The organism is Dyella sp. (genome assembly GCF_035486915.1).
Lineage (GTDB): Bacteria > Pseudomonadota > Gammaproteobacteria > Xanthomonadales > Rhodanobacteraceae > Dyella_B.
On sequence record NZ_DATHMR010000015.1, the window covers coordinates 39134 to 63507 of the forward strand.

Annotated in this window: 20 protein-coding genes and 1 tRNA gene; 3 read left to right on the forward strand and 18 right to left on the reverse strand. The window is 58.9% G+C overall.

The window, feature by feature from the left end:
- The first annotated feature begins 241 nt into the window (after positions 1–241).
- Positions 242–3901, forward strand: a complete 3660-nt coding sequence (locus VK725_RS01355) for a DUF748 domain-containing protein (RefSeq protein WP_325316267.1) — start codon at positions 242–244, stop codon at positions 3899–3901.
- 111 nt (positions 3902–4012) lie between these two features.
- Positions 4013–5212, forward strand: coding sequence for a glycine C-acetyltransferase (kbl, locus tag VK725_RS01360; protein WP_325316268.1), 1200 nt, complete (start codon positions 4013–4015; stop codon positions 5210–5212).
- A 43-nt stretch (positions 5213–5255) separates the two neighbouring features.
- Here kbl and VK725_RS01365 read toward each other — a convergent pair whose 3' ends face one another.
- The 3 genes from VK725_RS01365 to VK725_RS01375 all read right to left on the reverse strand — a co-directional run bounded on the left by VK725_RS01365 (position 5256) and on the right by VK725_RS01375 (position 8900).
- Complete coding sequence (locus VK725_RS01365) at positions 5256–6002, reverse strand: pseudouridine synthase (protein WP_325316269.1); 747 nt, start codon at positions 6000–6002, stop codon at positions 5256–5258.
- A gap of 84 nt (positions 6003–6086) precedes the next feature.
- On the reverse strand, positions 6087–7256 hold the full coding sequence (locus VK725_RS01370; protein WP_325316270.1) for an OmpA family protein: 1170 nt from the start codon (positions 7254–7256) through the stop codon (positions 6087–6089).
- A 192-nt stretch (positions 7257–7448) separates the two neighbouring features.
- On the reverse strand, positions 7449–8900 hold the full coding sequence (locus tag VK725_RS01375) for a bifunctional 2-methylcitrate dehydratase/aconitate hydratase (protein ID WP_325316271.1): 1452 nt from the start codon (positions 8898–8900) through the stop codon (positions 7449–7451).
- Positions 8901–9189: 289 nt separating this feature from the next.
- Between VK725_RS01375 and VK725_RS01380 the strand changes: the two genes are divergently transcribed.
- A complete protein-coding gene (locus VK725_RS01380) occupies positions 9190–9861 on the forward strand; it encodes a TerC family protein (RefSeq protein WP_325316272.1) in 672 nt (223 codons plus the stop codon).
- Between the two features lie 82 nt (positions 9862–9943).
- On the opposite strand, the gene VK725_RS01385 is transcribed toward VK725_RS01380, so the two are convergent.
- The 15 genes from VK725_RS01385 to VK725_RS01455 all read right to left on the reverse strand — a co-directional run bounded on the left by VK725_RS01385 (position 9944) and on the right by VK725_RS01455 (position 24330).
- Positions 9944–10762, reverse strand: a complete 819-nt coding sequence (locus VK725_RS01385; protein ID WP_325316273.1) for an autotransporter outer membrane beta-barrel domain-containing protein — start codon at positions 10760–10762, stop codon at positions 9944–9946.
- Between the two features lie 320 nt (positions 10763–11082).
- Positions 11083–12483, reverse strand: coding sequence for an acetate kinase (locus tag VK725_RS01390; RefSeq protein WP_325316274.1), 1401 nt, complete (start codon positions 12481–12483; stop codon positions 11083–11085).
- Positions 12484–12541: 58 nt separating this feature from the next.
- Entirely contained in the window at positions 12542–13084 is a 543-nt protein-coding gene (locus tag VK725_RS01395; protein WP_325316275.1) for a hypothetical protein, read from the reverse strand.
- Positions 13081–13773: a C39 family peptidase gene (locus VK725_RS01400; RefSeq protein ID WP_325316276.1), complete on the reverse strand. Its 693-nt coding sequence runs from the start codon at positions 13771–13773 to the stop codon at positions 13081–13083. Before VK725_RS01400 ends, VK725_RS01395 begins: the two co-directional genes overlap by 4 nt.
- The gene (locus tag VK725_RS01405; protein ID WP_325316277.1) at positions 13770–14171 is read right to left on the reverse strand and encodes a hypothetical protein; all 402 of its coding nucleotides are present in this window, start codon (positions 14169–14171) and stop codon (positions 13770–13772) included. The genes VK725_RS01400 and VK725_RS01405 overlap by 4 nt, the downstream gene beginning before the upstream one ends.
- A 125-nt stretch (positions 14172–14296) precedes the next feature.
- Positions 14297–15256 (reverse strand): hypothetical protein, encoded by a 960-nt coding sequence (locus tag VK725_RS01410; RefSeq protein WP_325316278.1) that lies wholly within the window; start codon positions 15254–15256, stop codon positions 14297–14299.
- A gap of 412 nt (positions 15257–15668) precedes the next feature.
- On the reverse strand, positions 15669–16817 hold the full coding sequence (gene prpC / locus VK725_RS01415; RefSeq protein WP_325316279.1) for a bifunctional 2-methylcitrate synthase/citrate synthase: 1149 nt from the start codon (positions 16815–16817) through the stop codon (positions 15669–15671).
- Positions 16818–16889: 72 nt separating this feature from the next.
- Positions 16890–17774 carry a methylisocitrate lyase gene (gene prpB / locus VK725_RS01420; protein ID WP_325316280.1) on the reverse strand — a complete coding sequence of 295 codons (885 nt, stop codon included), beginning with the start codon at positions 17772–17774 and terminating at the stop codon, positions 16890–16892.
- A 349-nt stretch (positions 17775–18123) separates the two neighbouring features.
- A tRNA-Ser gene (locus VK725_RS01425) sits at positions 18124–18216 on the reverse strand.
- Positions 18217–18286: 70 nt separating this feature from the next.
- Complete coding sequence (gene csrA, locus VK725_RS01430) at positions 18287–18493, reverse strand: carbon storage regulator CsrA (protein WP_325316281.1); 207 nt, start codon at positions 18491–18493, stop codon at positions 18287–18289.
- A 270-nt stretch (positions 18494–18763) separates the two neighbouring features.
- A complete protein-coding gene (gene alaS, locus VK725_RS01435) occupies positions 18764–21400 on the reverse strand; it encodes an alanine--tRNA ligase (protein WP_325316282.1) in 2637 nt (878 codons plus the stop codon).
- A gap of 84 nt (positions 21401–21484) precedes the next feature.
- Positions 21485–21985: a regulatory protein RecX gene (locus VK725_RS01440; protein WP_325316283.1), complete on the reverse strand. Its 501-nt coding sequence runs from the start codon at positions 21983–21985 to the stop codon at positions 21485–21487.
- A 45-nt stretch (positions 21986–22030) separates the two neighbouring features.
- Entirely contained in the window at positions 22031–22660 is a 630-nt protein-coding gene (locus VK725_RS01445; RefSeq protein ID WP_325316284.1) for a short chain dehydrogenase, read from the reverse strand.
- Between the two features lie 2 nt (positions 22661–22662).
- Positions 22663–23697 (reverse strand): recombinase RecA, encoded by a 1035-nt coding sequence (gene recA / locus VK725_RS01450; RefSeq protein WP_325316285.1) that lies wholly within the window; start codon positions 23695–23697, stop codon positions 22663–22665.
- Positions 23698–23820: 123 nt separating this feature from the next.
- Positions 23821–24330 carry a CinA family protein gene (locus VK725_RS01455; protein WP_325316286.1) on the reverse strand — a complete coding sequence of 170 codons (510 nt, stop codon included), beginning with the start codon at positions 24328–24330 and terminating at the stop codon, positions 23821–23823.
- Positions 24331–24374: the final 44 nt, after the last annotated feature.

Here is a 24374-nt window from a genome sequence, read left to right on the forward strand (position 1 = left end):
ACCCTTCTTTCACAGTAAGGGTCTGGCGCGCCCTCTCCCACCGAGAGGGCGGCGCTAAGGTGCTTGACATCGTTTCTCCGGCAACGAGGTTTGTGAACTGCGTCGCCAACGCTGCGCAAATGCCTACGCTGCACGTTACACTCCCTGACAGGCGTGCCGACTTGAGTATTTGGCTTACGGATGTGCACGGCTAGCACTGCTGGGCACGGTCGGTCCGCGATGTCACGGGAGCATCGTGGTTATGGCAAACCGAAATTCGTCCCCTGGTTCAATGATCGAGGCTGGGCGCGAACGCGCGAAAGGCCTGTATCGATCGCGCGGCCTGCGCATCACGGCGCTGGTCATTGTCATATTCCTGGTGCTGCTGGGCCTATTCGGCTTCTTCATTGCGCCCTCGATCATCAAGACTCAGGCGCAGACGCGGCTCGGCGCCATGTTGGGCCGTCAGGTTTCCATCGGTGCCATTCATTTCAATCCGTACACGCTACGGGTGGAAGTGGACAAGCTGCATATTGCCGATCGGGATGGCACATCGCCGTTCGTCGATGTGGATCAGCTGGTGGTGGATGCGTCGTGGGGTTCGGTCTTCCACATGGCGCCGGTGCTGGATCAGCTGCTGGTGCAAACGCCGCAGATTCACATCACGCGCACCGGACCGCAAGCATTCAATTTCGCGGACATCATCCAACGCTTCAACGCGAAGCCTGCGGATCCGAACGCTTCGCCCGCTCGCTTTGCGTTATCCAATATCAGTGTGCACAACGGCGACATCACCTTCGACGACAAGGTGCAAAACACGACGCACCACATCTCGCAGTTGGAACTGGGCATTCCCTTCGTCGCCAACCTGCCCCACGACGTGGATATCTTCGTGCAACCGTTGCTTGCCATGCAGGTCGATGGCAGCCCGTTGCGCATTGAAGGTCAGACCAAACCGTTTGCGGACACCCATGAATCGGTGATCGGTTTCACGCTGGATCATTTCGATCTGCCGCGTTACCTCGCTTACGTGCCCGAGCCGCTGCCTGCACAAATTCCCAGCGGACAACTGTCGGGTCATCTCGAGCTGAATTTCATCGATACAAAGCCAACGCAGCAATTGATCCTCAAAGGTCAGTTGCAAGCCGACAACTTTGCATTGACCGGGCAAGACAACGGACAACTGCTTGAATTGGGTCACGGCAGCGCGACACTGGATGATGTCGAGCCCCTGGTATCGCGCTATCACTTTGGCGCGATCCAGATTGGTCAGGCGACATTGCATTACGCAAAGTTGCCAGGTGGGCGCACGAATTTCGACAGCTTGCTCGGTAAGGACAAGCCGCCGCCGAAACCGGGAACGCCACCTACCGACGCGCATATCGATACGCTCGGTTTGCAGAACAGCACGTTTGAATACAGCGATCTCACCAGCGGCAAGCCTGCACGCCTGACGCTGGAGGGGCTCGCCGGCACGATCCGCAATCTTTCCACGGTATCGGCGCAACCGGGCACCATCGATCTCACATCCGGTCTCAATGGCGGCAATTTGCACGTCACCGGCAATTTGCTGATGAGCAGCAGCCGCTTCAATGGCGAAGTGACGATGAACAACGTGGCATTGGACCCGCTGATGGGCATGGCGCCCCCCATGCTCAATGCGCAGATCGCCAACGGCACGCTCGACGGCGACATGCACCTGCAAGCCGATTGGAGCAAGACGATGGAGCTGACCATGGATGGCAGCAAACTCGTCGTGAATAACTTCGCGCTGGATCAGCACGGGCACAAACCGGTGTCATGGCAAGCGCTGACGACGGAGATCTCCCACCTGGATCTCGGCAGCAGCGTCGCGCAGCTCAGCAACGTGACGATGGATGGCTTGAAGATAGATGCGCGCCGCCTGAAGGACGGGAGCATCGACCTCACGCGTCTAATGAAATCTTCGCCGCCGAGTCACGGCAAGGCGGCCGCATCGCCGTCGTGGCACTGGAGCATTACGCATCTGGGCGTGGATGGAAGCACGTTTGCGCTGACAGATCCGACACTGCCAAACAAGGATGGGCGCATCGTCATCAAAGCCGACAAGTTCGGTCTGGACAATCTGTCTGACGACATGCACAAGCCAATCAAACTGAATCTTGCCGGTGGCATAGGCCGTGGCAAGTTCAACATTGACGGAACGGTGAAGCCGCAGCCCGCCGATGCGGACCTGCGTGTAGTGGCAACACGTCTGGACGTGGCGCCCTTCGAGTCACTGGTGAAGGTACCGCTGAATGTTCGCGTCGATACCGCTCTGCTCAGCTTGAACGGACGGGGGCGTTATCGTGATCACAAGCCCGATCCGCTGGTGAACTATCAGGGCCGCGTCGTGTTGGGTCGCGTGCATGTGCTGGATAAAGTTACCAACGACGATTTTCTCCGCTGGAATTCGCTGTCGCTTACCAACATGAAGGTACGCATGGGCGACGGTGCGCCGCATGTCGATATCGGGGGCATCGCGCTGGATGATTTCTACGCGCGTGTGATCATCAACGCCAACGGCCGCATCAATATCCAGGACGTGGTTTCCAACCCTTCCGCTGCGCCCGTTTCAGTGACGCGCGCACAAAACGGCCCGGCTCCGGCTGCCACCGCACCGCCACCACCGCCCAAGGTTGTCACGCGTGCTGCAGGTGGCGGCACGTCGACAACGGCGAACATCGCCAGTGCCAGCACCACCGCAGCGCCGCCAGCAGAAATTCATATCGGTCAAATCGTGCTGTCCAATGGCAACCTCAACTACACCGATAACTTCATCAAACCCAATTACACCGCCAACATCACGCAACTGGCGGGCAAGATCGGCGCATTCGGCACAGCTACTACCGGCACGCCGGCCGATGTCACGCTGCAAGGTTCGATCGACAACAACTCGCCGGTGAACATCAACGGCACCATCAATCCGCTCACACCGGTGGCGTTTTTGGACATCACGGCGGGAGCGAACGATATCGAGCTGACGCATCTGTCGCCGTATTCGGGCAAATATGCGGGCTATCCCATCACCAAGGGACGCCTGACGATGGATGTGCATTACCAGCTCGATCAGGGCAAGTTGAACGCCGACAATCACATCGTGCTGACGCAGCTGACCTTTGGCGACCGCATCGAAGGGCCCGGTGTCAGCCACCTTCCGGTGAAACTGGCCGTCGCGCTGTTGAAGGATTCCAACGGCAACATCGATATTCACGTGCCGGTGTCGGGCTCGCTCAACGATCCGCATTTCAGTCTGGGTGGCGTGATTTGGCAGGCCTTCGTCAATCTGATCAAGCGCGCGGTGACCGCGCCGTTCCGATTGTTGGGCTCCGCAATGGGTGGCGGCGGCAATCAGGACCTGGGCTACGTGGAATTCGCACCTGGTTCGGACAAGCTCGATGCGCAAGCCAACTCGCGGTTGGCGCAGATTGTCACCATCCTCACCAAGAAGCCCGATCTGAAGCTGGATGTCACGGGCCGCGTCGATCCATCCTTCGATCAGGACGGTTTGCGCACGGTGATGGTGGACGACCTGGTGCAAAAGGAACAAGCCGATGACATCGGCACGGCTGCGGCCACGGCCGCACCGGTGAAACCGGGCACCGACGATTACAACAAGTATCTCGAAAAAGCCTATAAGCACGACAAGTTCAAGAAGCCGCGCGACCTCGTTGGCCTGGCGAAGTCGGAGCCGCCCGATACGATGATCAAACTCATGGAAGCCAATGTCGTAGTCGATCAGGATGCGCTGCGCCACCTTGCAGAGCGGCGTGCCGACGCGGTGCGTCAATACATGCACGGCAAGATCGACGACGGCCGCGTGTTTGTACTGGCGCCCAAGCTCGACGCCAAGGGCATCGACGATAAGGGCAAAACCACACGCGACGACTTCGGATTGCATTAGGTCCTGCGATGAACCCGCTCGGTGGGACGGGTTCGGTTTTCACACGCCCATGGTTTCCCCCGGCGCAAGAAAGACCGACAATTGGTGCTTTCCCCACCTCGGCATGTCCCCATGACCTACTCCGGCCAGGCGCGTTACGCCCAAGAACTCGAATCCATCCGCGAACAGGGCCTGTTCAAGGCCGAGCGCATCATCACCTCGCCGCAATCGGCCGAAATCGAACTACAGGGCGGCCGCAAGGTTCTGAATTTCTGCGCGAACAATTACCTCGGCCTCGCCGATCATCCGGACGTGGTCCAGGCGGCCAAGGATGCGCTGGATACGCATGGCTTCGGCATGGCTTCGGTACGCTTCATCTGCGGCACGCAGGATCTGCACAAGCAGTTGGAGAAGAAGATCGCCGAATTCTTCGGCACGGAAGACACGATTCTCTACGCCGCCTGTTTCGACGCCAACGGTGGCTTGTACGAACCACTGTTTGGTGAAGAAGATGCAGTGATCTCCGATGCGTTGAATCATGCATCGATCATTGATGGCATTCGCCTGTGCAAGGCCAAGCGCTTCCGTTACGCAAACTGCGACATGGCCGATCTGGAAGCACAATTGAAAGCTGCGGATGCGGCAGGCGCACGCACCAAGCTGATCACCAGCGATGGTGCGTTCTCGATGGACGGGTTTATCGCACCGCTCGACAAGATCACCGCACTTGCCGCCAAGTACAACGCACTGGTGCATATCGACGAGTGCCATTGCACCGGCTTTCTCGGCCCCCACGGCCGCGGTTCGGCCGAGGTGCATGGCGTGATGGACAAGATCGATATCTTCACTGGAACGCTCGGTAAGGCATTGGGCGGTGCGCTGGGTGGTTTCACGACCGGCCGTGCGGAAGTGATCGAGATGCTGCGTCAGCGCTCGCGTCCGTACCTGTTCTCCAACTCTCTGCCTCCGCACGTCGTCGCCGCGGCCATCAAGGTGTTCGACATGCTCGGCTCGGCGGGCGACCTGCGTGAGCGCGTACAAGAAAACACGCGTTATTTCCGCGAACAGATGACGAAGGCGGGTTTCGATATCAAACCTGGCGTGCATCCCATCGTGCCGGTGATGGTGTACGACGCCAAGAAGGCGCAAGCCATGGCTGCTGGGTTGCTGGAGGAAGGCATTTACGTCACGGGTTTCTTCTATCCCGTGGTGCCGCAAGGTCAGGCGCGCATTCGAACACAGATGAGCGCCGCGCATACGCGCGAACATCTGGATCGCGCGATTGCAGCGTTTACGAAAGTCGCACGCTCGCTGGGTGTCATTGGCGCTTGAACCCGTTGCATCTCTCTTTGCGGGGAGAGGCAACTTGGCGGCATCAGTGAGTTTGCAAACCTGCCACTTCTTCCGCACTCAAATGCCGCCACTGGCCCTTGGTGAGATCGCCGAGGGCCAGATTGCCGATGGCTACGCGAATCAATCGAAGGACGCCGATGCCCTGGGCTTCCAGCAAGCGCCGGATGTGCCGGTTGCGCCCTTCATCCAGAACCACTTCCAGCCATGCGTTTTTCTCGCCGGAACGCAGTAGCGATACGCGTTTCGCGGCGAGCGTTTCGTTTTTGTCGGCGACGCCCTGAATCATCCGATTCAGTACGTGCCGGTCGGGAATCGTGTCGATCTGCACGTGATAGGTCTTGTCGACATGAAAGCGTGGATCGGTGAGATGTGCTGCCCACACGCTATCGTTGCTCAATAGCAGCAAGCCTTCGCTCGCTTTGTCCAGTCGCCCTACGGGGCCAAGCCACGGCAAACCGGAAGTCGCGAGCAATTCGTACACGGTGTCGCGACCTTGTTCATCGGCTGCACTCACAACCATGCCACGTGGCTTGTTGAGCGCGATGTACACCCGTTTGGCGGCGAATACCGCCTCACCATCCAGCAAAATGCGTTGACGATCGGGATCGGCAGTTCGTTCCGGATCCAGCACGACGCGGCCATCCACGCTTACCCTTCCTTCGCGCACAGCGCGTTCTGCCTGACTGCGTGAGCACACGCCAAGCTTGCTGAGCACTCGCGCGAGACCGAAGCGCGTCTGGTTCGAAAAAGGGTTACGTGGTGCTGGCATCGGCTTGCAAGCCTACTCGGGTTTTGCGTATACAAAGAAAAAGCCCGGCATACGCCGGGCTTTTTCGTGTTGCTTGCCGTTCGATTACTGCTGAACCTGCAGTTCCGTACGACGGTTGCGAGCGCGACCTTCGGCCGTCTTGTTGGTGTCGATCGGATCGTTCATACCATGACCGATCGGACCTTCCAGACGACTTGCATCGATACCGTGCGAGGTCAGGTAGTCGTACACGATCTTCGAACGACGCTCCGACAGGCCCTGGTTGTAGGCCGGTGTACCGACGCCGTCGGTGTAACCCGCCACCGTCACGTGCACCTGCGGATAGCGCTTGAGCGTATCCACAGCCTGGTCGAGGATCGCCAGCGAGTCGCTGCTCGGCACAGCCAGCGTCGGCTCGATGTTGGTCTCGCCCTTCTTCGGACGGTCGAACTTGAAGTTGACACCCTTCAGATCGATCACAACCTTCTGCGGGCAGCCATCCGGACCCACGATCGTGCCTTCCGGCAGATCCGGGCACTTGTTGTCGCACAGGTTCACGCCATTGCGGAACTGCTTGGAGCAATCCGGTTGCGGCGGCGGCGGCGGTGCAGGCGGAGCAGCCGGCGCTGGAACCGCACCGATGTGAGCAACAATGCTAAAGCCCAGGTACCAGTCGCCATAGGCGTTGTTCTGCGGCAGGGTCTTGTCGTCCCAGTCGTAGCGGTAAGCGGCTTCCACACGGAAGTCGGCGCTGTCAGTGATCGACTTGGAAATACCCACGCCTGCCTGTGCAGCCGGTTCCCAACCCTTATCGAGCGGGTTGTGGTGGTAGCTGCCCATCACGCCACCCATCAGGTACGGACGCCAAGAGTTCCAATCGCCGAAGAAGTAGCGTGCGGCCACACCGTAGTTGTTGTTCGACCAGGTGTTGCCCTGACCGAACACGTCGCTGTCTGCCTTGCGCTTGGTGCGATCGACAAACAGTTCGATCGCCACGTTCGACGAAATGAACTTGCCCACGCCGAGGCCATAGAAGAACTGACGGCTGCGCGTATCACGATCGGTGTCATTGTAGTAACCACCGACATAAGGAGCGATATACCAACGATCATCGAAGCCATTCGGCCAAGCGGGAGCGCTGGTGCTAGTGCTGCTGGTGTCGCTGCTGCTGGTGCTCGAGCTGCTTGCAGCAGAAGACGTGTTGTCTTGCGCGTGAACAGCGCTTACGCCGCCCAGTGCAAGAGCAATAAGAAAATAAAGGCCCTTACGCTTCATCAGATCTCTCCTCTTCTTAATGATTAGGGCACTTCCCGCCAAGATAAAAATCCGCGCCTCGTTTATTGGCTCTGAATCCAATTAACGAATTTCCTGCGAAAGTTACTGCACCCGGCATTACGGAGTTTAACAAAATCTAAACGATCTGCAAAATCCCTGCGAATTACCTTACATTCTCCCTTCACGCTGTCTTTACAACGTGAAGAGCCCCAGGAACGACTGGATGGGCATAGCGTCCAGCTTAGCCGGGTCCGCCGTGGCCTCTAGGATGGCCTTAACGCGGTGCGACGGCAAATGCCCACGCATGGCGCCCTCAAACTTCTTCAAAAGCACGGGGATACCTTCGCCACGGCGCTTGCGATGGCCGATCGGATAGTCGATGGAGACCTTTTCGGTACTGCTACCGTCCTTGAAGAACACCTGGACCGAATTGCCGATGTAACGCTTGTCCGGGTCGAAGTAGTCCTTGGTGAACTGCGGGTTCTCGGTCACCACCATCTTTTCGCGCAGGGCGTCGATGCGCGGGTCGGCAGCCACATCGTCGTTATAGTCGTCAGCGGTCAGACGGCCGAAGATCAACGGCACGGCCACCATGTACTGGATGCAGTGGTCGCGGTCGGCGTAGTTGGCCAGCGGACCGGTCTTGTCGATGATGCGGCAACCGGCTTCCTGCGTCTCAAGGACCACCTTCTCGATCTGGTCGAGCTTGCCCGCCACCTGACTGTGCAGCTTCATCGCACACTCCACGGCGGTTTGCGCGTGGAATTCAGCCGGGAAGCTGATCTTGAACAGCACGTTTTCCATGACGTAGCTGCCGAACGGGCGCTCGAACTGGAACGCGTTGCCTTTGAAGGCCACGTCGTAATAACCCCAAGTCTTGGCCGAAAGCGCCGACGGATAGCCGACCACGCCACGGTAGACGGCGTTGATAGCGTGCGTGACGGCACGGCGGCAGGCGTCACCCGCGGCCCAGCTCTTGCGCGGCCCGGTGTTTGGCGCATGGCGATAGGTGCGCAGCGCACCGTTGTCGATCCAGCTGTGCGACACAGCGGTCGTAATCTGCTCCTTGTTGCCACCCAGCATCGCCGTGGCGACTGCCGTAGAGGCGAGGCGAACCAGAATCACGTGATCCTGACCCACGCGGTTGAAGCTGTTGAGCAGCGCGTAGCAGCCCTGGATTTCATGCGCCTTGATGGCGTAGGTCAGCACGTCGTGCACGGTCAGCGGCTTGCCGCCTTCGCGCTCGGCCTTGCGGCTGAGGTAATCGGCCACGGCAAGAATTGCGCCGAGGTTGTCCGACGGATGGCCCCACTCCGCGGCGAGCCACGTGTCGTTGAAATCCAGCCAGCGGATCTGCGTACCGATGGCGAACGCGGCCTGCACCGGATCGAGCTCATGGCTGGTGCCCGGCACGCGCGCGCCGCCCGGCAGCGTGGCGCCCGGCACCAAAGGACCCAGATGCTTGACGCATTCGGGAAACTTCATCGCCATCATCGCCGTCGCCAGCGAATCGAGCAGCATGTAGCGCGCGGTGTCGTAAGCCTCTTTCGAATCGATCCGGTAGTCGGCAACGTAGTTGGCAATGTCGACGAGCGGCTGATCGGGGTCAGGACGCTTGGCGGAACGAATATCGTGAGCGCTCATGGCAGGGTCTCAGGTGTAGGGAAACGCACATTGTAGCCGCCCGGACCGCTCCGAGGCACCGTTCGCCGACTTGACCGGCCGTGCCGCCCTCTCGAAAATCCATGCGAATCATCCCAAAGGGGAGTAGTTCCGGATGCAGCAGCCCGCATCCGCGCGGTGGACGTCATCACGAGCGAGACATCGCTCCGGGCACCGCGGTGGTTTTATGCCACGAACGAGACTTTTGCGGTGATGGCGGGCCGCGCGCGTCCGTCGTCGCCGCTTGAGTCCCGCGCGCCAAGGAATCTCAATGGCCTTTCCCACTCACCTGCTATACGACCTGCTGACCATTGTTTTGCTGGATCTAGTCCTGGCGGGCGACAACGCCATTGTGATCGCCCTCGCCGCACGCAAACTACCCAAGCAGTTGCAGAAACGCGCCGTATTCTGGGGAACCGTTGGCGCCGTCGCTGTGCGCATCGTGCTGACGTTGCTGGTGGTATATCTGCTCAATCTTCCGGGGTTGATGCTGATTGGCGGCCTATTGTTGTTGCCTATTGCTTGGAAACTGTTGAAACCCGACGACGGCAACGAGCACGCCGTCGCCCCCGCTGAAAACTTTGTCGCGGCATTGCGCACGATCATCGTCGCCGATGCACTGATGGGTCTGGATAACGTGCTCGCCATCGCAGGTGCTGCAAAGGGACACATGGGATTGGTCGTAGCCGGTCTGTTGATCAGCATTCCATTGGTCGTGTGGGGCTCGACGCTGATACTGAAATTGATCGAACGCTTTCCCATCATCGTCTACGCCGGCGCAGCGGCCATTGCGTGGACAGCTGGTCGCATGATCAGTCACGAGAAGTTGTGGCTCGATTGGTTCACCGCGCACGGATGGATGAAGCACGTGCTTGAGGTTGCTTTGGTCGTCGCCGTTTGCGGCGGGCGATGGTTGTTCAATCGCCGCACACGCAAAGCTTGAGCCGAGCGAGCCAAAGACCCTCCTCCTTGCCCGGCGCCGATGCGCAACTCCCGCAAGACGCAACGGCTCCGGGTCACCGCCCTCAGAAGCGGAAACGCAAGTAGACCGACGGACCGTCGAGATCCAGTGCCACGTCATCGTGGTAATACTCTTTTCGATCGTGCACGCTGATGCGCGTGTAATCGTACTCGGCGCCAAAGCCGACATTCTTCCAGGGGAACCATTCGACGCCCAGCGCGCCATCGTAGATGTGGCCGCCGAGATCGCCGTTCTTCTTCAAGCCCTGCGCGTTGAAGTACATGCGAATGTTGTCGGTGAAAGCGTGACGCCAGCCAAGCTCGAGCTCAGGCGCCCAGGCGTTTTCGCTGGCACTCGCGGACGCCTCGCCCAAGAAATTCCCGTTCAAGCTCGCTTGGCCCTTGATGCCCGCAAAAATGTGGTAGTAGCCCGCACCAAGGCCTACACCAAATACGTCGCTGCTGTGCCCAAACCACCATTTGTACGCGGCGCTGCCGAAGTCGAAATTAAGCCTGCCGGTGATGGAAGCATTCGCATTGTACGTATTACCGTCGAAATCGAAGGCTGCGCCTGCTGATCCGGTGCGCGACTGCTCGACGCGATAATAGTCAAAAGAAAAACCCTGGCTATCGCCTAACAAGAAGTCGAAGCGAAGTCGCGGTACGACCTCGTGCTGGGGAAAGCCAAGGTCGTGCTGTAGATTGAGATTGCCATGCACATCGTATTGATTCAGCCCCGCACCAATCGTCGTGCTTGTATTGGCGTAATAGCCACCCAGCCATAAGCTAACGCGGTCGAGTGCAGGGGAAATGGTATCGGAGCTTGAACTGTCGGTACTTTGCGCAAATACAGAACCACTTGTCAGGGCGAGTCCTACAAACATGACTCGGCTGCAAGCGGTTAAGCGAGCGGTACGGTGCATGGTGCGTCTCCTTGTTGGATTTTTTTGGCAAATGCATGCCCGGAACGATTCATTGCGTTCCCAAGAAGTAATGAGTGATTCCCCGGCTTAAATAGTAGGGATGCCAAACGTGCACGCACCGTGCAAAGCACGGGATTTTTTTGCGCACAACATACTCGCGAAGGATTTATCTGCCTTGCGCTGGGTGTATGTTCAGTGATGTCGACGTCGCGCGGCGGGCAAGCAACGCAAATTCCATGAAGTCATCATCGATATGATGATGACTTTCACACTCGCGCGAATCAGTACATCATCGGCACGCGAACGGTGACGGTGGCGTCAGGCGTATCTCGTGTCACGCCAACACCCAACGTGAAATTCAGCGTGCGCTTTTCGTTAAATCGATAAGAACCGCCGATCAGCAGCGAACCTAACCAAATCTTGGTTGAGCCCGGCACTTTCTGGTTACTCTCGTACGTTGTGCCAATAAACGTCTGGTCGTAGCCAATACTGAGCGATGCCTTGTCGTTGAGCGCCATGCCCATGCCGATGCTGATATCGGCCTCGTTACCCATCTTCACGTTACCTAAATACTGTCGCCCGGCCAGCAAAATGTTTTCGTACACATTGTGGCGTTCGACGTTATAGAGATAACTCAAATTACCGAAGAACACGACCGGATCGGAAGGGAACAACCACGTCACGCCGGGCTGAAGCGTATAGAAACCCGAACCCGTGGGTTGCTGCAATGGCAGGCCCGTGCCGGTGAGGTTCTCGACACAACGCGTCACGCAGTCGGTGACGACCTGGAAAGGATCGGTACCCGTGCGCGATTTGAAACGGAACCAACCGATGTAATACGCGCTATCGGCGCCACCGTTGTTGATCTGATAGCGTGCGGTCGCTTCGATATCGCCAAGTCCTTTGCCGCTGGAACTGAACACGCTGTTCACGGCAGAACCGGTAAGCACGGCGCGGCTGACGGTGTCATCGTGCGTATCCACATAAGGCACGCGCACTTCCAGTTCAAGGCGATTGGTGATGCCGTAACGCGCGGTCAGCACCGCGGTCTGCGTGGTGTCGCGTACTTCTCGCACATCGATCAAACCGATCAGGATCGCCGGGATAATGGTGTAACCCACCAACGCGACACGATCGGCGGTTGAATAGCCGAACTGATAAGCCGGCTCGATGACGATCTTGTTTTTCGGCGTCAGCACACCCGGCTGCTGGAAGATCGGCGCCACTTCCGGCGGTCGCGAATTCTGTGCCGGTGCCTGTCCGACCGGTTCCGAAGGAGCGCCAGGCGCTGCGGGGGTTTGCTGCGATGCTTGTTGATCCGGAACCGCATCCGGCGACGGCATCGGCAACGCCGTGGCCGTGCCGCCCGCAGCTGCAATATTTCCGCCGCGCTGTTTGTCCAGCTCATCCATGCCGACAGCATGTCGCAACGCCTTGTAATCGGCCGCTTGCTGGGCGAGTTGCTGTTGAAGCGCGTCGATCTGGCTGCGCATCGCTTCAATGCGCTTGTCCTGATCTTCTAGACGCTGCCGAATGACAGGCGATGACGCAGTATCGGCTTTCGTCGGTATCGATACCGACGAAGACGATGCCGGCACATCCTGACCAACCGCCACGCCACAAAACAGCACCAAGCCGGCACAGCCGGCTGCGCATGCCCACTGGTTGCGTTTAGGTTCCATCTTCCTTCCCCCTTCCTTTGTGCACATGTCGTTCCCCAACTGGGCTATGTCATCGCTATCAATGTCCAAGGGCTTGTACAGACGCGTTCTGCAATGCTTGCTGCAGAGCTTCGCCGCGGAATGCGTTGAGCGTATTCACCCCCACATTCAGGGTGGTGAGGTTGCTGATGGTTTGATTGTTCAGCGTGTTCTGAATCACCGTCGCGCCAGCGGTTTGTCCCATCGACGACGGTGTGAAGGAATTGCCGGAGCCTATCTGTATATTCACCGTGCCAAGCGCCGATGCGAGCGCTGTAGCCTGTTGCGTGGTGATGCGCGCAATGTCGGGGACATTCACGCTCGTGTAGGAAACAAGCGCGCCATCGACGTAGACAGCGCGCACGATACCAAACGAGGCCTCCAGACCATTTCCCAGATCGAATCCACCGCGCACCGTGTCCAAGCGCGCGTTGGGAACGGGAAATCCAAAACCGGCCACCTGATGCACCGCGATGGGCGCTGAAGGCACAGACTGTGCGTGCGCGAGTGCCGCGCAACCCAATGCTCCGAGCGCAATGCTTATGCGCAGCGCGAGATGTAACGCAGATATAGGCCGCCTCATATGTCACCCGGTCCGTATTTGGACATGGTGATCGTGTCCAGCCCGCGCCGGTCGATACCTATGCCCAGTGGTGCGACAGGCGCGGAACGCCAATCGCTGTCGGCATTGAAGCGTGCGAATTCGCGCCGGTTGTGTATGACGAACAACAGTCCGCTCTTCCACAACGTGTTGAAGCGGTTGATGGGAATGACTCGCGTACCTAGCGCAGGATCGCCCACCAGCACGCGACCATAGCGAATGCCTTTGATCACCACGAAATGGTGATAGCCACGATCCTGGATCAACACGATCGCCGGAAGCCCAGCCTTTTGCAGTTGATCCAGCGATGCGTGAAAACCATCCGCATCGAAGCCAATGCTTTCCAGATAAAGCTTGATGTCGAGCAGCGAGAAACCTTCCTTGTTGATCTTCCTGCGATCGCCATGCAGGTACATCTGGGCAAAGACGATCTGCTCGTTCACCGGAAAGTTGTATTGATAAGTCAGCAACGTCGCCACGGCAGCGGAGCCGCAGCTGAAGTCATATTTCTGATGGATCGTGTTACGGAACTTGACTTCCTTCAGCGTTGCCAGATGCATCGTGTAGGTTTGGCCTAAGTTATCGTTGATAGATACCGTCGCCGCCGACACACCACTCACCGCAGTCGCCGCGAAGAGGAGCGTCGCCAACGATGGCATCCATCGATTCATGGCTTCATCTCAACGTTGACGATCACACCGTTCTGAATCAGAACATTGTTTCCACTGTTCTGAATCACCGACGGAAGGCCTGATGCATTTGAAAAAGCATCCCCTGTGATGGCGTTGCTTCCGGTGACGACTTGCGAGGCACTGTCATTGGAAACGGTACCAGTGATGGCTTGCGTGCTGTTGGTAGTGATCGCGCCACCGCTGTAGCGCTTGAGCGTATCGGTACTCACCGGCGCGCCAAAAATATCGACACTGCTTTGCTGCACACTGGCAGAAGGAGGAGTGCTTCCACGCGGCGGATTGCCGGCACTCGCAGGCGGATCGCCCGCCAGCACCCATCCTGGCAACCCCATTGCACATACCACTGCCGCACTCACAACGATTGTTGACCGGGACATGGCACGACTCCGAACGCATGAGCGCATCGAATACGACCGTGCGCCGACCGGTTGCATGCGCAGCCGGTCGGCCCGCACAGCAACGGTGAAGCGATGCGCGCTTCACCGTGCTGATCAGTCGCTACTCAATGGCCGCCTACGTTCAGATTGGCTTGAACGGTCACGCCCTGCTGAATCAACGCAGCTGCGCCACTGTTCTGGGCAATCGTCGTAATGCCAGCTGCTGCCGCTGCGGTGCTGTCCATGGTGTTGGACATATTGAAGGTGCCAGCATCTGCCATGGTGCTGCCGCCTGCACCGCCTGCGCCGCCTGCGCCACCCGCACCGTTACCGCCAGTGGGTGTGCCGCCTGCACCGCCTGCACCGCCTGCACCGCCGGCACTTGCAACAGTTCCGCTCGTTCCGCCCATTGAACTGCTGCTGCCGGTCGTCGACGAAGCTGCGCCAGCCGTTGAGGTACCGCCTGTACCCTCTCCCTCACCCGCGGTCGCGGTACCGCTGCCGCCACCGGCCTTGGCTCCGCCGCCATCGCCCGATGCACCCGCGCCGCTCGCTCCGCTTCCTGCAAACGCACCGCCACTGTTGGAGAGCGATCCACCGGCTTGTCCGCTGTGAGCATTGGCATTGCCGCCGCTACCGCCGGATCCGCCACCGCCATCTACGGCTATGCCGCCCAGACCTGCACCACCCTTGCCACCTTTTCCGCCGTTGGCATTGCCGTTGTCCTGTGCCCAGTTGCCAATGCCGGAGACAGAAACATTTGACACCTCTCCGCTCAAGTCGCTGCTGGCGGTTGCTGTGCTGTTATTGAATGCGTCGCTGACTGTCGACGTTGCGTTACCAGCATTCGCGGCGGCACTGCCCATGCCGTTACTGGTGGAGTCGTCACCGCTGTCAGTAATGGCGACGGCGTTGGAGTGTGTGCTCGAGTTGGTGTTGGTGTTGGAGTGTGTACTCGAGTTGGTGTTGGAACTCGTGATGGAGCCATGATTCTTGTTGTTCTGGTTGGAGTTGTCGTCAGCCATAGCAGGGAGGGCAAGTCCCAAGCCAACCGTCACTGCCATAAAGATTAGAGTCTTGCGCATGTTGATTCCTCCCGGGAACGGATGCGGTTTGACCCCCTGTTTTTTACTCGTGAAGCTCCGATATGTGGCAAGACGCGTGCCAGTCGTGCGTAGGTAACGTACCGTCAGCAACATGTAGTGAAATCAGTCGATTGCGGCTCATTCACGTATCTGAAAATCGTCAGTTTCTTCAGGTGGTGATGCACGAATGCAACACCGACGATGGCAGCGCGTTCGTTTTCAACGACATGTCGACGCGCAGGTGCCGTGGCAACAGCAATTCATGCAACAACTGTCATGCATGGATGGGTGTATCAACCGTGCTACATCAGGTATGCACCATTGGCACGTCGCCAAACGAATGTTTAGTCAACGCAATGTAAAAAAAGAGGAAGCTTGCGCTCCCTCTTTCTTCGGCCTGACAACCCTGTGATCAGCGTTTTTCGATCGGCACGTATGTGCGATCTTCCGGACCGGTGTAATTGGCGCTGGGTCGGATGATCTTGCCGTCTTCGCGTTGCTCGATCACATGTGCGCTCCAACCCGACGTGCGCGCAATCACAAACAGCGGCGTGAACATGGCGGTGGGCACCCCCATCATGTGGTAGGCGCTGGCCGAATACCAATCGAGATTGGGGAACATCTTCTTCAGGTCCCACATCAGTTTTTCGATGCGTTCGGACACTTCGAACAAGGTCGGATTGCCACCTTCGGCGCACAGCTTGCGCGAGATCTCCTTGATGATCTCGTTGCGCGGATCGGACACGGTGTAAACCGGGTGACCGAAGCCGATGATGATTTCCTTGCGCTCGACACGCGCACGGATGTCCGCTTCCGCATCGGCGGCATTGTGATAACGCGCGATGATTTCCATCGCCACTTCGTTAGCACCACCGTGCTTGGGACCACGCAATGCGCCAATGGCGCCGGTGATGGCCGAATACATGTCCGAGCCGGTACCGGCAATCACGCGCGCAGTAAAGGTCGATGCATTGAACTCGTGCTCGGCGTACAGCACCAGCGAACGATCCAGCGATTGTGCGCACAGCTCGCTCGCTTTCTTGCCGTGCAGCAGATGCAGGAAGTGCGCGGCAATCGATTCGTCGTCGGTCTCCGTTTCAATGCGCTTGCCGTTGTGGCTGAAGTGATACCAGTACAGCAGCATGGAACCGAAGCTTGCCATCAGGCGATCGGCGATGTCGCGCGCGCCGGTGATGTTGTGATCTTCCTTCTCCGGCAACACGGTACCAAGCACGGAGCAGCCAGTGCGCATCACATCCATCGGGTGCGTGGCGGCCGGCAGCAATTCCAGCGCGCTCTTCACCGGCGCGGGCAGGCCACGCAAGCGCCTGAGCTTGGTGCGATAGGCCTTCAACTCTGCCCAATTCGGCAGAACGCCGTGGACCAGCAGGTACGCCACTTCTTCGAAGCTGCCTTTGGCCGCGAGGTCATGAATGTCATAACCGCGGTAGTGCAGGTCGTTGCCACTGCGGCCGACCGTGCACAGCGCGGTATTGCCTGCCACCACGCCGGAAAGGGCGACGGATTTTTTCGGCTTGGGGGCGGTGGATTGCTCGCTCATCGGATCATGCTCCTGGTGCGGTACTTGAACTTCGGCGACGCAGGGTAGCGTCACCAAACACGAAATGACGAATTACTTCTGGTTTGCAAACAGTTCGTCGAGTTTGTCTTCGTAGGCGTGGTAGCCAAGGAAGTCGTACAGCTCTTCGCGCGTTTGCATCGTAGGAACGGTGTTCTTCTGCGTGCCTTCGCGACGCACCGTTTCATAGAAATTCAGCGCTGCCTTGTTCATGGCGCGATAGGCGCCACAGCAATAGAGCGCGATGTCTACGTTCGCACTTTGCAATTCGTCGGTGGTGAAGAAAGGCGTAGTTCCGAATTCGGTCAGATTCGCCAGGATCGGCACTTTCACGGCAGCGCGGAAGCGACGGTAATCATCAAGCGTCTTCATCGCCTCGGGGAAAATCATGTCGGCGCCGGCTTCCACATAAGCGCAGGCGCGATCTATCGCCGCATCGATGCCTTCGACGGCGGCGGCGTCCGTCCGCGCCATGATGACGAAGCTCGCGTCGGTGCGCGCATCAACGGCTGCTTTCACGCGATCGACCATTTCTTCCTTCGGCACCACTTCCTTGCCGGGACGATGGCCGCAGCGCTTCTGACCGACCTGATCTTCGATGTGTACGGCAGCGACGCCCACGTTGATGAAAGAGCGAATCGTGCGCGCGATGTTGAAAGCGCCACCCCAACCCGTGTCGATATCGACCATGAGCGGCAGCTGCGTGGCATCCACGATACGGCGTGCATCGGTGAGTACATCTTCCATCGTGCTGATGCCCAGATCCGGCACACCCAGCGAATTGGCAGCGACACCGCCGCCGGAAAGATAGAGCGCCTTGTAACCCACGCGCTTGGCCATCATGCCTGCGTAGGCAGTAATAGCGCCCATCACCTGAAGTGGTTTTTCGGCGGCAAGTGCGGCGCGAAAGCGGCTGCCGGCAGAGTCGAGTTGAGTCATCGCGGTTCTCCGAAACCATCCATTGTAAGTGATGTCTGGTTCCGGCGACGTAGCGTTGCGATATCTCGCTGTAACAAAAAGAAAAAAATGCACTGCGGCACTAGCTGGAAACTTCCGCCTCATCGTTTTTCAGACAAAAAAACGCCCACAAAGGGCGCTCTTTTCGTCTGGCAGAGACGGAGGAATTGTCCGGTCCATCCATGGACCCACTGCAGCGTGCTTCGCACTTCGTAACCAGCCTTCGGCTGGCTTGATTCGTACCCGCGAATCGAGCGAACCCTTCGAGGCTTCTCATTAATCGCCCTGGCAGAAACGAAAAAACGCCCTAAAAAGAGCGTTTTTTTGTTTCTGGCGGAGAGAGAGGGATTCGAACCCTCGATAAGGCTTTTGACCCTATACTCCCTTAGCAGGGGAGCCCCTTCGGCCTCTCGGGCATCTCTCCAAAAAGCTGTTTCCGTGGCGTCACGGAGCCGGAAAGGATACTGGTCAGAGCCTTTCAGGTAAAGAGGCGATCAATGCGCGCCTGATTCACCCGAGCTGCCGCCCTCGCCTTCATTCTCGCCCTTGATGCGCTGGTAGATCTCTTCGCGATGTACGGCCACGTTCTTGGGCGCATTGATACCAATGCGAACCTGGTTTCCTTTTACGCCGAGAACGGTAACGGTCACCTCGTCGCCGATCATCAGGGTTTCACCGACCCTGCGGGTCAGAATCAACATAGCTGCTACTCCATTTTAATGCTTGTGGTTACGGGCCTTCTGCATGTTGCTGCCTCACCCCTGAGCACATCACCACGCAGATCTGACGTTGTATCCGTCAAAAGGCCCTACCGCCTTCCCCGGCTCCAAACTACCAAGTTGCCTCGAAAGACAGCTTGCCTTAACGGTGCCATCGCAACTAGCAGCGCCGTTATCTGACCGATACTAGCCGAGCCCCCGCGACACGTGCAATCTACACACAATCTTGACAAGGGGTCCATATGCAGCGCGTCATCCGGCTAGCTGCTTACCAATCCACTCCACTGTACCGTTCAAAATGTCTGGCAATTGTGGTTTGTCCAGACCACCGCCTTGCGCCATGTCGGGACGGCCACCGCCTTTTCCCTCGATCTGATTTGCCACATGCGCAACAACATCGCCTGCCTTGATTTTTCCGGCAGCATGACCGTTGACACCCGCCACAAGCGAAACACGTCCATCGGAAGCACCCGCAAGCAAGACGACGCAGTTCGTAAGTTGCTGTTTGAGTTGGTCCACGCCGTCACGCAACGCCTTGGCATCCAGTCCTTCCACGCGTGCGGCGACCACTTTGATACCACCCACATCGCGTGCGGCGTTAGCGAGATCGCCCGTCATCGATCCGGCCGCTTTCGCACGCATCGATTCAAGTTCACGCTCGAGTTTTTTCTGACGATCGAGCAGTTGACGCAGCTTTTCAGTGACATCCTCGCCGCTGCTGGAAAGCATGGAAGAAAGTTCGCCGAGGCGGCGCTCTTCATCCGCCACATAGGCAAGCGCACCCTCGCCCGTCACCGCTTCAATACGGCGCACACCCGACGCCACGCCGGCCTCGCTGACGATCTTGAAAAGTCCGATGTCACCGGTACGACTCACGTGCGTGCCACCGCAGAGTTCGGTGGAGAAATCTCCCATCTTCAGCACGCGCACTTCGTCGCCGTACTTTTCGCCGAACAAAGCCATCGCACCGAAGTCGATCGCGTCGTCGTACGCCATGTGACGCACTTCCGCTTCGGCGTTGCGACGCACTTCGTTGTTGACCAACGCTTCGATCTTCGCGAGCTCTTCGCGGCTGACGGGTTTGAAATGGGAAAAATCGAAACGCAAGCGATCGGGAGCGACGAGCGAACCCTTCTGCGTGACGTGCGTACCCAGCACCTGGCGCAATGCGGCATGCAGCAAATGCGTCGCGGAGTGATTGAGTATCGTCGCCTGACGACGCACGGCATCGACGTTCGCGTCGATCAAATCGCCAGTGCGCAGCGGCTGCGCGCCATGCCAGCGACCGACGTGTCCGAAGAACACACCGCCCATCTTGAGCGTATCGCCTACATCGAATTGGCCAGAACCGTTCGACAGCGTACCCGTATCACCGACCTGGCCACCGGATTCGGCGTAGAACGGCGTGCGGTCGATGATGACGAAACCTTCTTCGCCATCGCTAAGCTGATCGAGCTGTTTGCCCGCTCGCACGATACCAACGACCTTGCTGCCTTGCGCAGATAGGGTGTCGTAACCGAGAAATTCCGTCGGCTTGATCTGGCTCGCGAGTTCGGCAGGCATCTGGCCCTTGGCTTCGAAACGGCTCGCGGCACGCGCGCGATCGCGCTGCTGTGCCATAGATTGCTCAAAACCCGCCATATCCACGGTTAGACCACGCTCGCGCGCGATGTCGGCGGTGAGGTCCACCGGGAAGCCGTAGGTGTCGTAAAGACGGAACGCATCTTCACCCGGGATGGTTTCGCCCGACTTCGCCGCCACCTCATCGAATACGCGCATACCGTGCTCCAGCGTTTCGCCAAAACGCTGCTCTTCCGTGCGCAATGCTTCTTCCACGAACGATTGCTTCGCAGCAAGCTCCGGATACGCCGCGCCCATTTCTTCGACGAGCGGTTTGACCATCTTCCAGAAGAAATCGCCGCGCACGCCGAGCATCCAGCCGTGACGCAGCGCGCGGCGAACGATTCGGCGCAGCACATAACCGCGGCCTTCGTTCGACGGAAGCACGCCGTCAACAATCAGGAACGAGCATGCACGAATGTGATCGGCGATGACCCGCAGCGATTTATTGGCAAGATCTTTCGTGTTCGTGAGCTGCGCCGCCACCGCGATGAGGTGTTGGAACAAGTCGATTTCATAGTTTGAATGCACGTGTTGCAGCACTGCGGCCAGGCGCTCCAGACCCATGCCGGTATCGACGCACGGCGCAGGCAGTGGCGACAGCGTGCCATCCGGGGCACGGTCGAACTGCATGAACACCAGGTTCCAGATTTCGATGTAGCGATCGCCATCTTCATCGGGCGAGCCGGGCGGACCACCGGCGATCTCCGGGCCGTGGTCATAGAAGATTTCCGTGCACGGACCGCAGGGGCCGGTATCGGCCATCTGCCAGAAGTTATCCGATGCAAACGGTGCGCCCTTGTTGTCGCCGATGCGCACAATGCGCTCGGCAGGCACCCCCATTTCCTTGTTCCAGATGTCGTAGGCCTCGTCATCGGTGTGATAGACGGTGACCCACAGCTTTTCCGGCTGCAACTTAAGGACGGATGTCAGCAGCTCCCACGCGTAGCGAATGGCATCGCGCTTGAAGTAATCGCCGAACGACCAGTTGCCGAGCATTTCGAAGAACGTGTGGTGACGCGCGGTGTAACCGACCGAGTCCAGGTCATTGTGCTTGCCACCCGCACGCAGGCAGCGCTGCACATCGGCGGCGCGTACATAGGGCAGCTTTTCGCTGCCGAGGAACACGTTCTTGAACTGCACCATGCCCGAATTGGTAAACAACAGGGTTGGATCGCTGGCCGGCACCAACGAGCTGGACGGCACGATGGTGTGATCCTTGGCGCGGAAGTAATCGAGAAAAGCAGAGCGGATATCAGCAGTTTTCATGCGTGTCGGGGGCAAAGAACAGGGAGGACGCGTCATCGCGGCGCTCCGCGATCAGTTCGCCCGAACCCGCGAAAAAGCAGGGGTTCAGGGGCTGTCGTCGGTGGCGTCGTCCACGTCGGCGTGGGTGACATCCCGTACTGTGGCGGCGGGAAAGCCTCGACGCAAGAGGAATTGCGCTCGTTTGGCCCGTTCCGCGGGGTCCGCCGTGCCTTTGGAGCCGTAACGGCGGCGAAGTTGGGCACCGGCAGAGTCTTTCCAATCGATGCCGGCGGCGTCGATCAGGTGGCGAATCTGCGCATCCGAAAGACCGTGGCTTCTCAGCTCCACGCGAAGGCGCATCGGTCCGTAACCTTGTGCGGAGCGTGTGCGGATCAGCACCTCGGCGAAGCGGTCGTCATCTTGATACTGCTGCTCGCCGAGACGATCCAGTGCATCGGCAGCTTCGTCCCGCGCGTAGCCTCCGCGGTCGAGCTTCTGCTTCAGCTCGCGACGGGAATGCTCCCGGCGCGCAAGCAGACCCAGCGCCTTGCTATACGCGCTGGCCTTGGGTTTCTCGGAGGATTTGTCGCCTGATTTGCGTTTCATGACCCAGGTGCGAAGACATCCAGCTTTCAGCTCGTCATTGACTAGCTAGAAGATCTTGTAAACCTGCCCCGTCTGCGCGCCTTCCACGCTGCGGCTGAAAGCCAGCGCAGCACGCGCCGCGGTCACCGGTTCAAATCCGCGGAAGAACGGCCCATACGAAGGCATCGCTTCGGTCAGCACATTCGGGCTCACCACATTGATACGCAAACCACGCGGCAACTCGATGGCGGCAGCGCGGACAAACGCTTCGACCGCGCCGTTGACCATGCTGGCCGAGCTACCTGCCACGATAGGTTGCTCGGAGAGAATGCCCGTCGTCAGCGTAATCGAGCCTCCATCGCGCAGATAATTGCGCGCGGCAAGCGCAAGATTTACCTGCCCAAGCAGTTTGTCGGTGATGCCCAGCGTATGCAGCGATTCACCGAACGCCGCCGCCGTGAAATCGGCCAATGGTGCGAAAGTCACCTTGCCTGCAGCGCTGATCACCGCATCCAGCTCGCCCGCCTCGTTCAATCCGCGACGAATGCTTTCCACATCGGTGAGATCGATGGTGATGCTGCCGGAACTGCGTCCGGCAGCAATGACTTCATGACGCTGTCCAAGCTCGGCGGCTACGGCGCGTCCCAATGTACCCGACGCGCCCACAAGCAGAATGCGTAACCGCCTTTCACTCATGCTCAGACTTCTTCCAGTGCTTCTTCGGACGACGCCTTCGCACCGCCGCCGCTTACCAGCAGGCGTGAACGCAATTCGTGATCGACCTCGTCCGCGATCTTCGGATTGTCCTTCAGGAACTGACGCACGTTCTCCTTGCCCTGACCGATGCGTTCACCTTTGTAGCTGTACCAGGCGCCGGATTTGTCGATCAGGTTCTGTGCCACGCCCAGCTCGATGATCTCGCCTTCGCGCGACGTACCCTCACCGTAAAGGATTTCGAACTCGGCTTGACGGAACGGCGGCGCCACCTTGTTTTTCACGACCTTGACGCGCGTTTCCGAACCGATCACTTCCTCGCCCTTCTTCACCGCGCCGATGCGGCGGATGTCCAGACGAACCGAGGCGTAGAACTTCAGCGCGTTACCGCCAGTGGTGGTTTCGGGATTGCCGAACATCACGCCGATCTTCATACGGATCTGGTTGATGAAGATCACCAGACAGTTCGACTTCTTGATGTTCGCGGTGAGCTTGCGCAATGCCTGGCTCATCAGACGCGCATGCAGGCCGACGTGGGAATCACCCATTTCGCCCTCGATTTCGGCCTTCGGCGTGAGCGCGGCAACCGAGTCGACGACAACCATGTCGACAGCACCTGAACGCACCAGCATGTCGGCAATTTCCAGCGCCTGTTCGCCGGTGTCGGGCTGCGAGACGAGCAGATCGTCGACATTCACGCCAAGCTTCTGCGCGTAGCTGGGGTCGAGCGCGTGCTCAGCGTCGACGAACGCCGCAGTACCGCCGTTCTTCTGGCAGCTGGCGATGGCCTGCAACGTGAGCGTGGTCTTGCCCGACGATTCCGGACCGTAGATTTCGACGACGCGACCGCGTGGCAAACCGCCGACACCCAGCGCAATGTCCAGGCCCAGCGAACCGGTCGATACCGTTTCGATGTTGTCGTCGATGCGATCGCCCAGGCGCATCACAGCGCCCTTGCCGAACTGCTTCTCGATCTGGCCTAGGGCCGAAGCGAGCGCCTTGCGCTTGTTGTCATCCATCGTCTTCTTTCCGGTCGTTGTGGGTATGGCAGGCATCATGATCCGTCGCCGTCTCACGGCTTAGGATCGATGCCAGATCGAGTATCCCACATCGGTCAAGCACACTTGCTGGCTATTTTTTGATCAATCCGCCAGCGTTTCGCGGAGGCCGATCAGCGCAGCCGCGACCGTCTGTCGGCGCACCGCGTCGCGATCGCCACTGAAGTGAAAGCGCTTTGCGCGAGGCGCGCCGCCACGTCGCTGCCAGCTGATCCAGACGGTGCCGACCGGCTTGTCGGGCGTTCCGCCGGTCGGCCCGGCGATGCCGGTCACCGCCACGGCAACACCCGCGCCGAAACGGTCGAGCGCACCCGACACCATTTCCAGCGCAGTCTCTTCGCTTACCGCGCCGTTGTGCTCCAGCGTGGCTCGACTCACACCCAGCAACGAGGCCTTCGCGTCGTAGCTATAGGTCACCACGCCTGCATCGAACCAAGCGGAACTGCCGGGAAGATCGGTCAGCGTCTTGGCGATCCAGCCACCTGTACACGACTCGGCCGTCACGAGCATCAGTCTGTGGTGCTGCATATCGGCAGCAATCTGCGTCGCCCACACCGCCAATTCGGCGTCAGTAGGAACAGATGACAACTCCATGCGAGACTCCAGTCTTCTCGACGCCCTAATTCACGGCGTGAAGC

Excerpts from the sequence above, each read along its gene's own strand:
- VK725_RS01405 (WP_325316277.1), bottom strand. The coding sequence starts at position 14,171 with ATGTCCCGGTCAACAATCGTTGTGAGTGCGGCAGTGGTATGTGCAATG.
- VK725_RS01375 (WP_325316271.1), bottom strand. The coding sequence starts at position 8,900 with ATGAGCGCTCACGATATTCGTTCCGCCAAGCGTCCTGACCCCGATCAG.
- VK725_RS01455 (WP_325316286.1), bottom strand. The coding sequence starts at position 24,330 with ATGGAGTTGTCATCTGTTCCTACTGACGCCGAATTGGCGGTGTGGGCG.
- VK725_RS01395 (WP_325316275.1), bottom strand. The coding sequence starts at position 13,084 with ATGAGGCGGCCTATATCTGCGTTACATCTCGCGCTGCGCATAAGCATT.
- prpB (WP_325316280.1), bottom strand. The coding sequence starts at position 17,774 with ATGACTCAACTCGACTCTGCCGGCAGCCGCTTTCGCGCCGCACTTGCC.
- VK725_RS01440 (WP_325316283.1), bottom strand. The coding sequence starts at position 21,985 with ATGAAACGCAAATCAGGCGACAAATCCTCCGAGAAACCCAAGGCCAGC.
- VK725_RS01380 (WP_325316272.1), top strand. The coding sequence starts at position 9,190 with ATGGCCTTTCCCACTCACCTGCTATACGACCTGCTGACCATTGTTTTG.
- VK725_RS01400 (WP_325316276.1), bottom strand. The coding sequence starts at position 13,773 with ATGAATCGATGGATGCCATCGTTGGCGACGCTCCTCTTCGCGGCGACT.
- VK725_RS01385 (WP_325316273.1), bottom strand. The coding sequence starts at position 10,762 with ATGTTTGTAGGACTCGCCCTGACAAGTGGTTCTGTATTTGCGCAAAGT.
- VK725_RS01445 (WP_325316284.1), bottom strand. The coding sequence starts at position 22,660 with ATGAGTGAAAGGCGGTTACGCATTCTGCTTGTGGGCGCGTCGGGTACA.
- recA (WP_325316285.1), bottom strand. The coding sequence starts at position 23,697 with ATGGATGACAACAAGCGCAAGGCGCTCGCTTCGGCCCTAGGCCAGATC.
- VK725_RS01390 (WP_325316274.1), bottom strand. The coding sequence starts at position 12,483 with ATGGAACCTAAACGCAACCAGTGGGCATGCGCAGCCGGCTGTGCCGGC.
- kbl (WP_325316268.1), top strand. The coding sequence starts at position 4,013 with ATGACCTACTCCGGCCAGGCGCGTTACGCCCAAGAACTCGAATCCATC.
- VK725_RS01370 (WP_325316270.1), bottom strand. The coding sequence starts at position 7,256 with ATGAAGCGTAAGGGCCTTTATTTTCTTATTGCTCTTGCACTGGGCGGC.
- VK725_RS01355 (WP_325316267.1), top strand. The coding sequence starts at position 242 with ATGGCAAACCGAAATTCGTCCCCTGGTTCAATGATCGAGGCTGGGCGC.
- csrA (WP_325316281.1), bottom strand. The coding sequence starts at position 18,493 with ATGTTGATTCTGACCCGCAGGGTCGGTGAAACCCTGATGATCGGCGAC.
- VK725_RS01365 (WP_325316269.1), bottom strand. The coding sequence starts at position 6,002 with ATGCCAGCACCACGTAACCCTTTTTCGAACCAGACGCGCTTCGGTCTC.
- VK725_RS01410 (WP_325316278.1), bottom strand. The coding sequence starts at position 15,256 with ATGCGCAAGACTCTAATCTTTATGGCAGTGACGGTTGGCTTGGGACTT.
- prpC (WP_325316279.1), bottom strand. The coding sequence starts at position 16,817 with ATGAGCGAGCAATCCACCGCCCCCAAGCCGAAAAAATCCGTCGCCCTT.
- alaS (WP_325316282.1), bottom strand. The coding sequence starts at position 21,400 with ATGAAAACTGCTGATATCCGCTCTGCTTTTCTCGATTACTTCCGCGCC.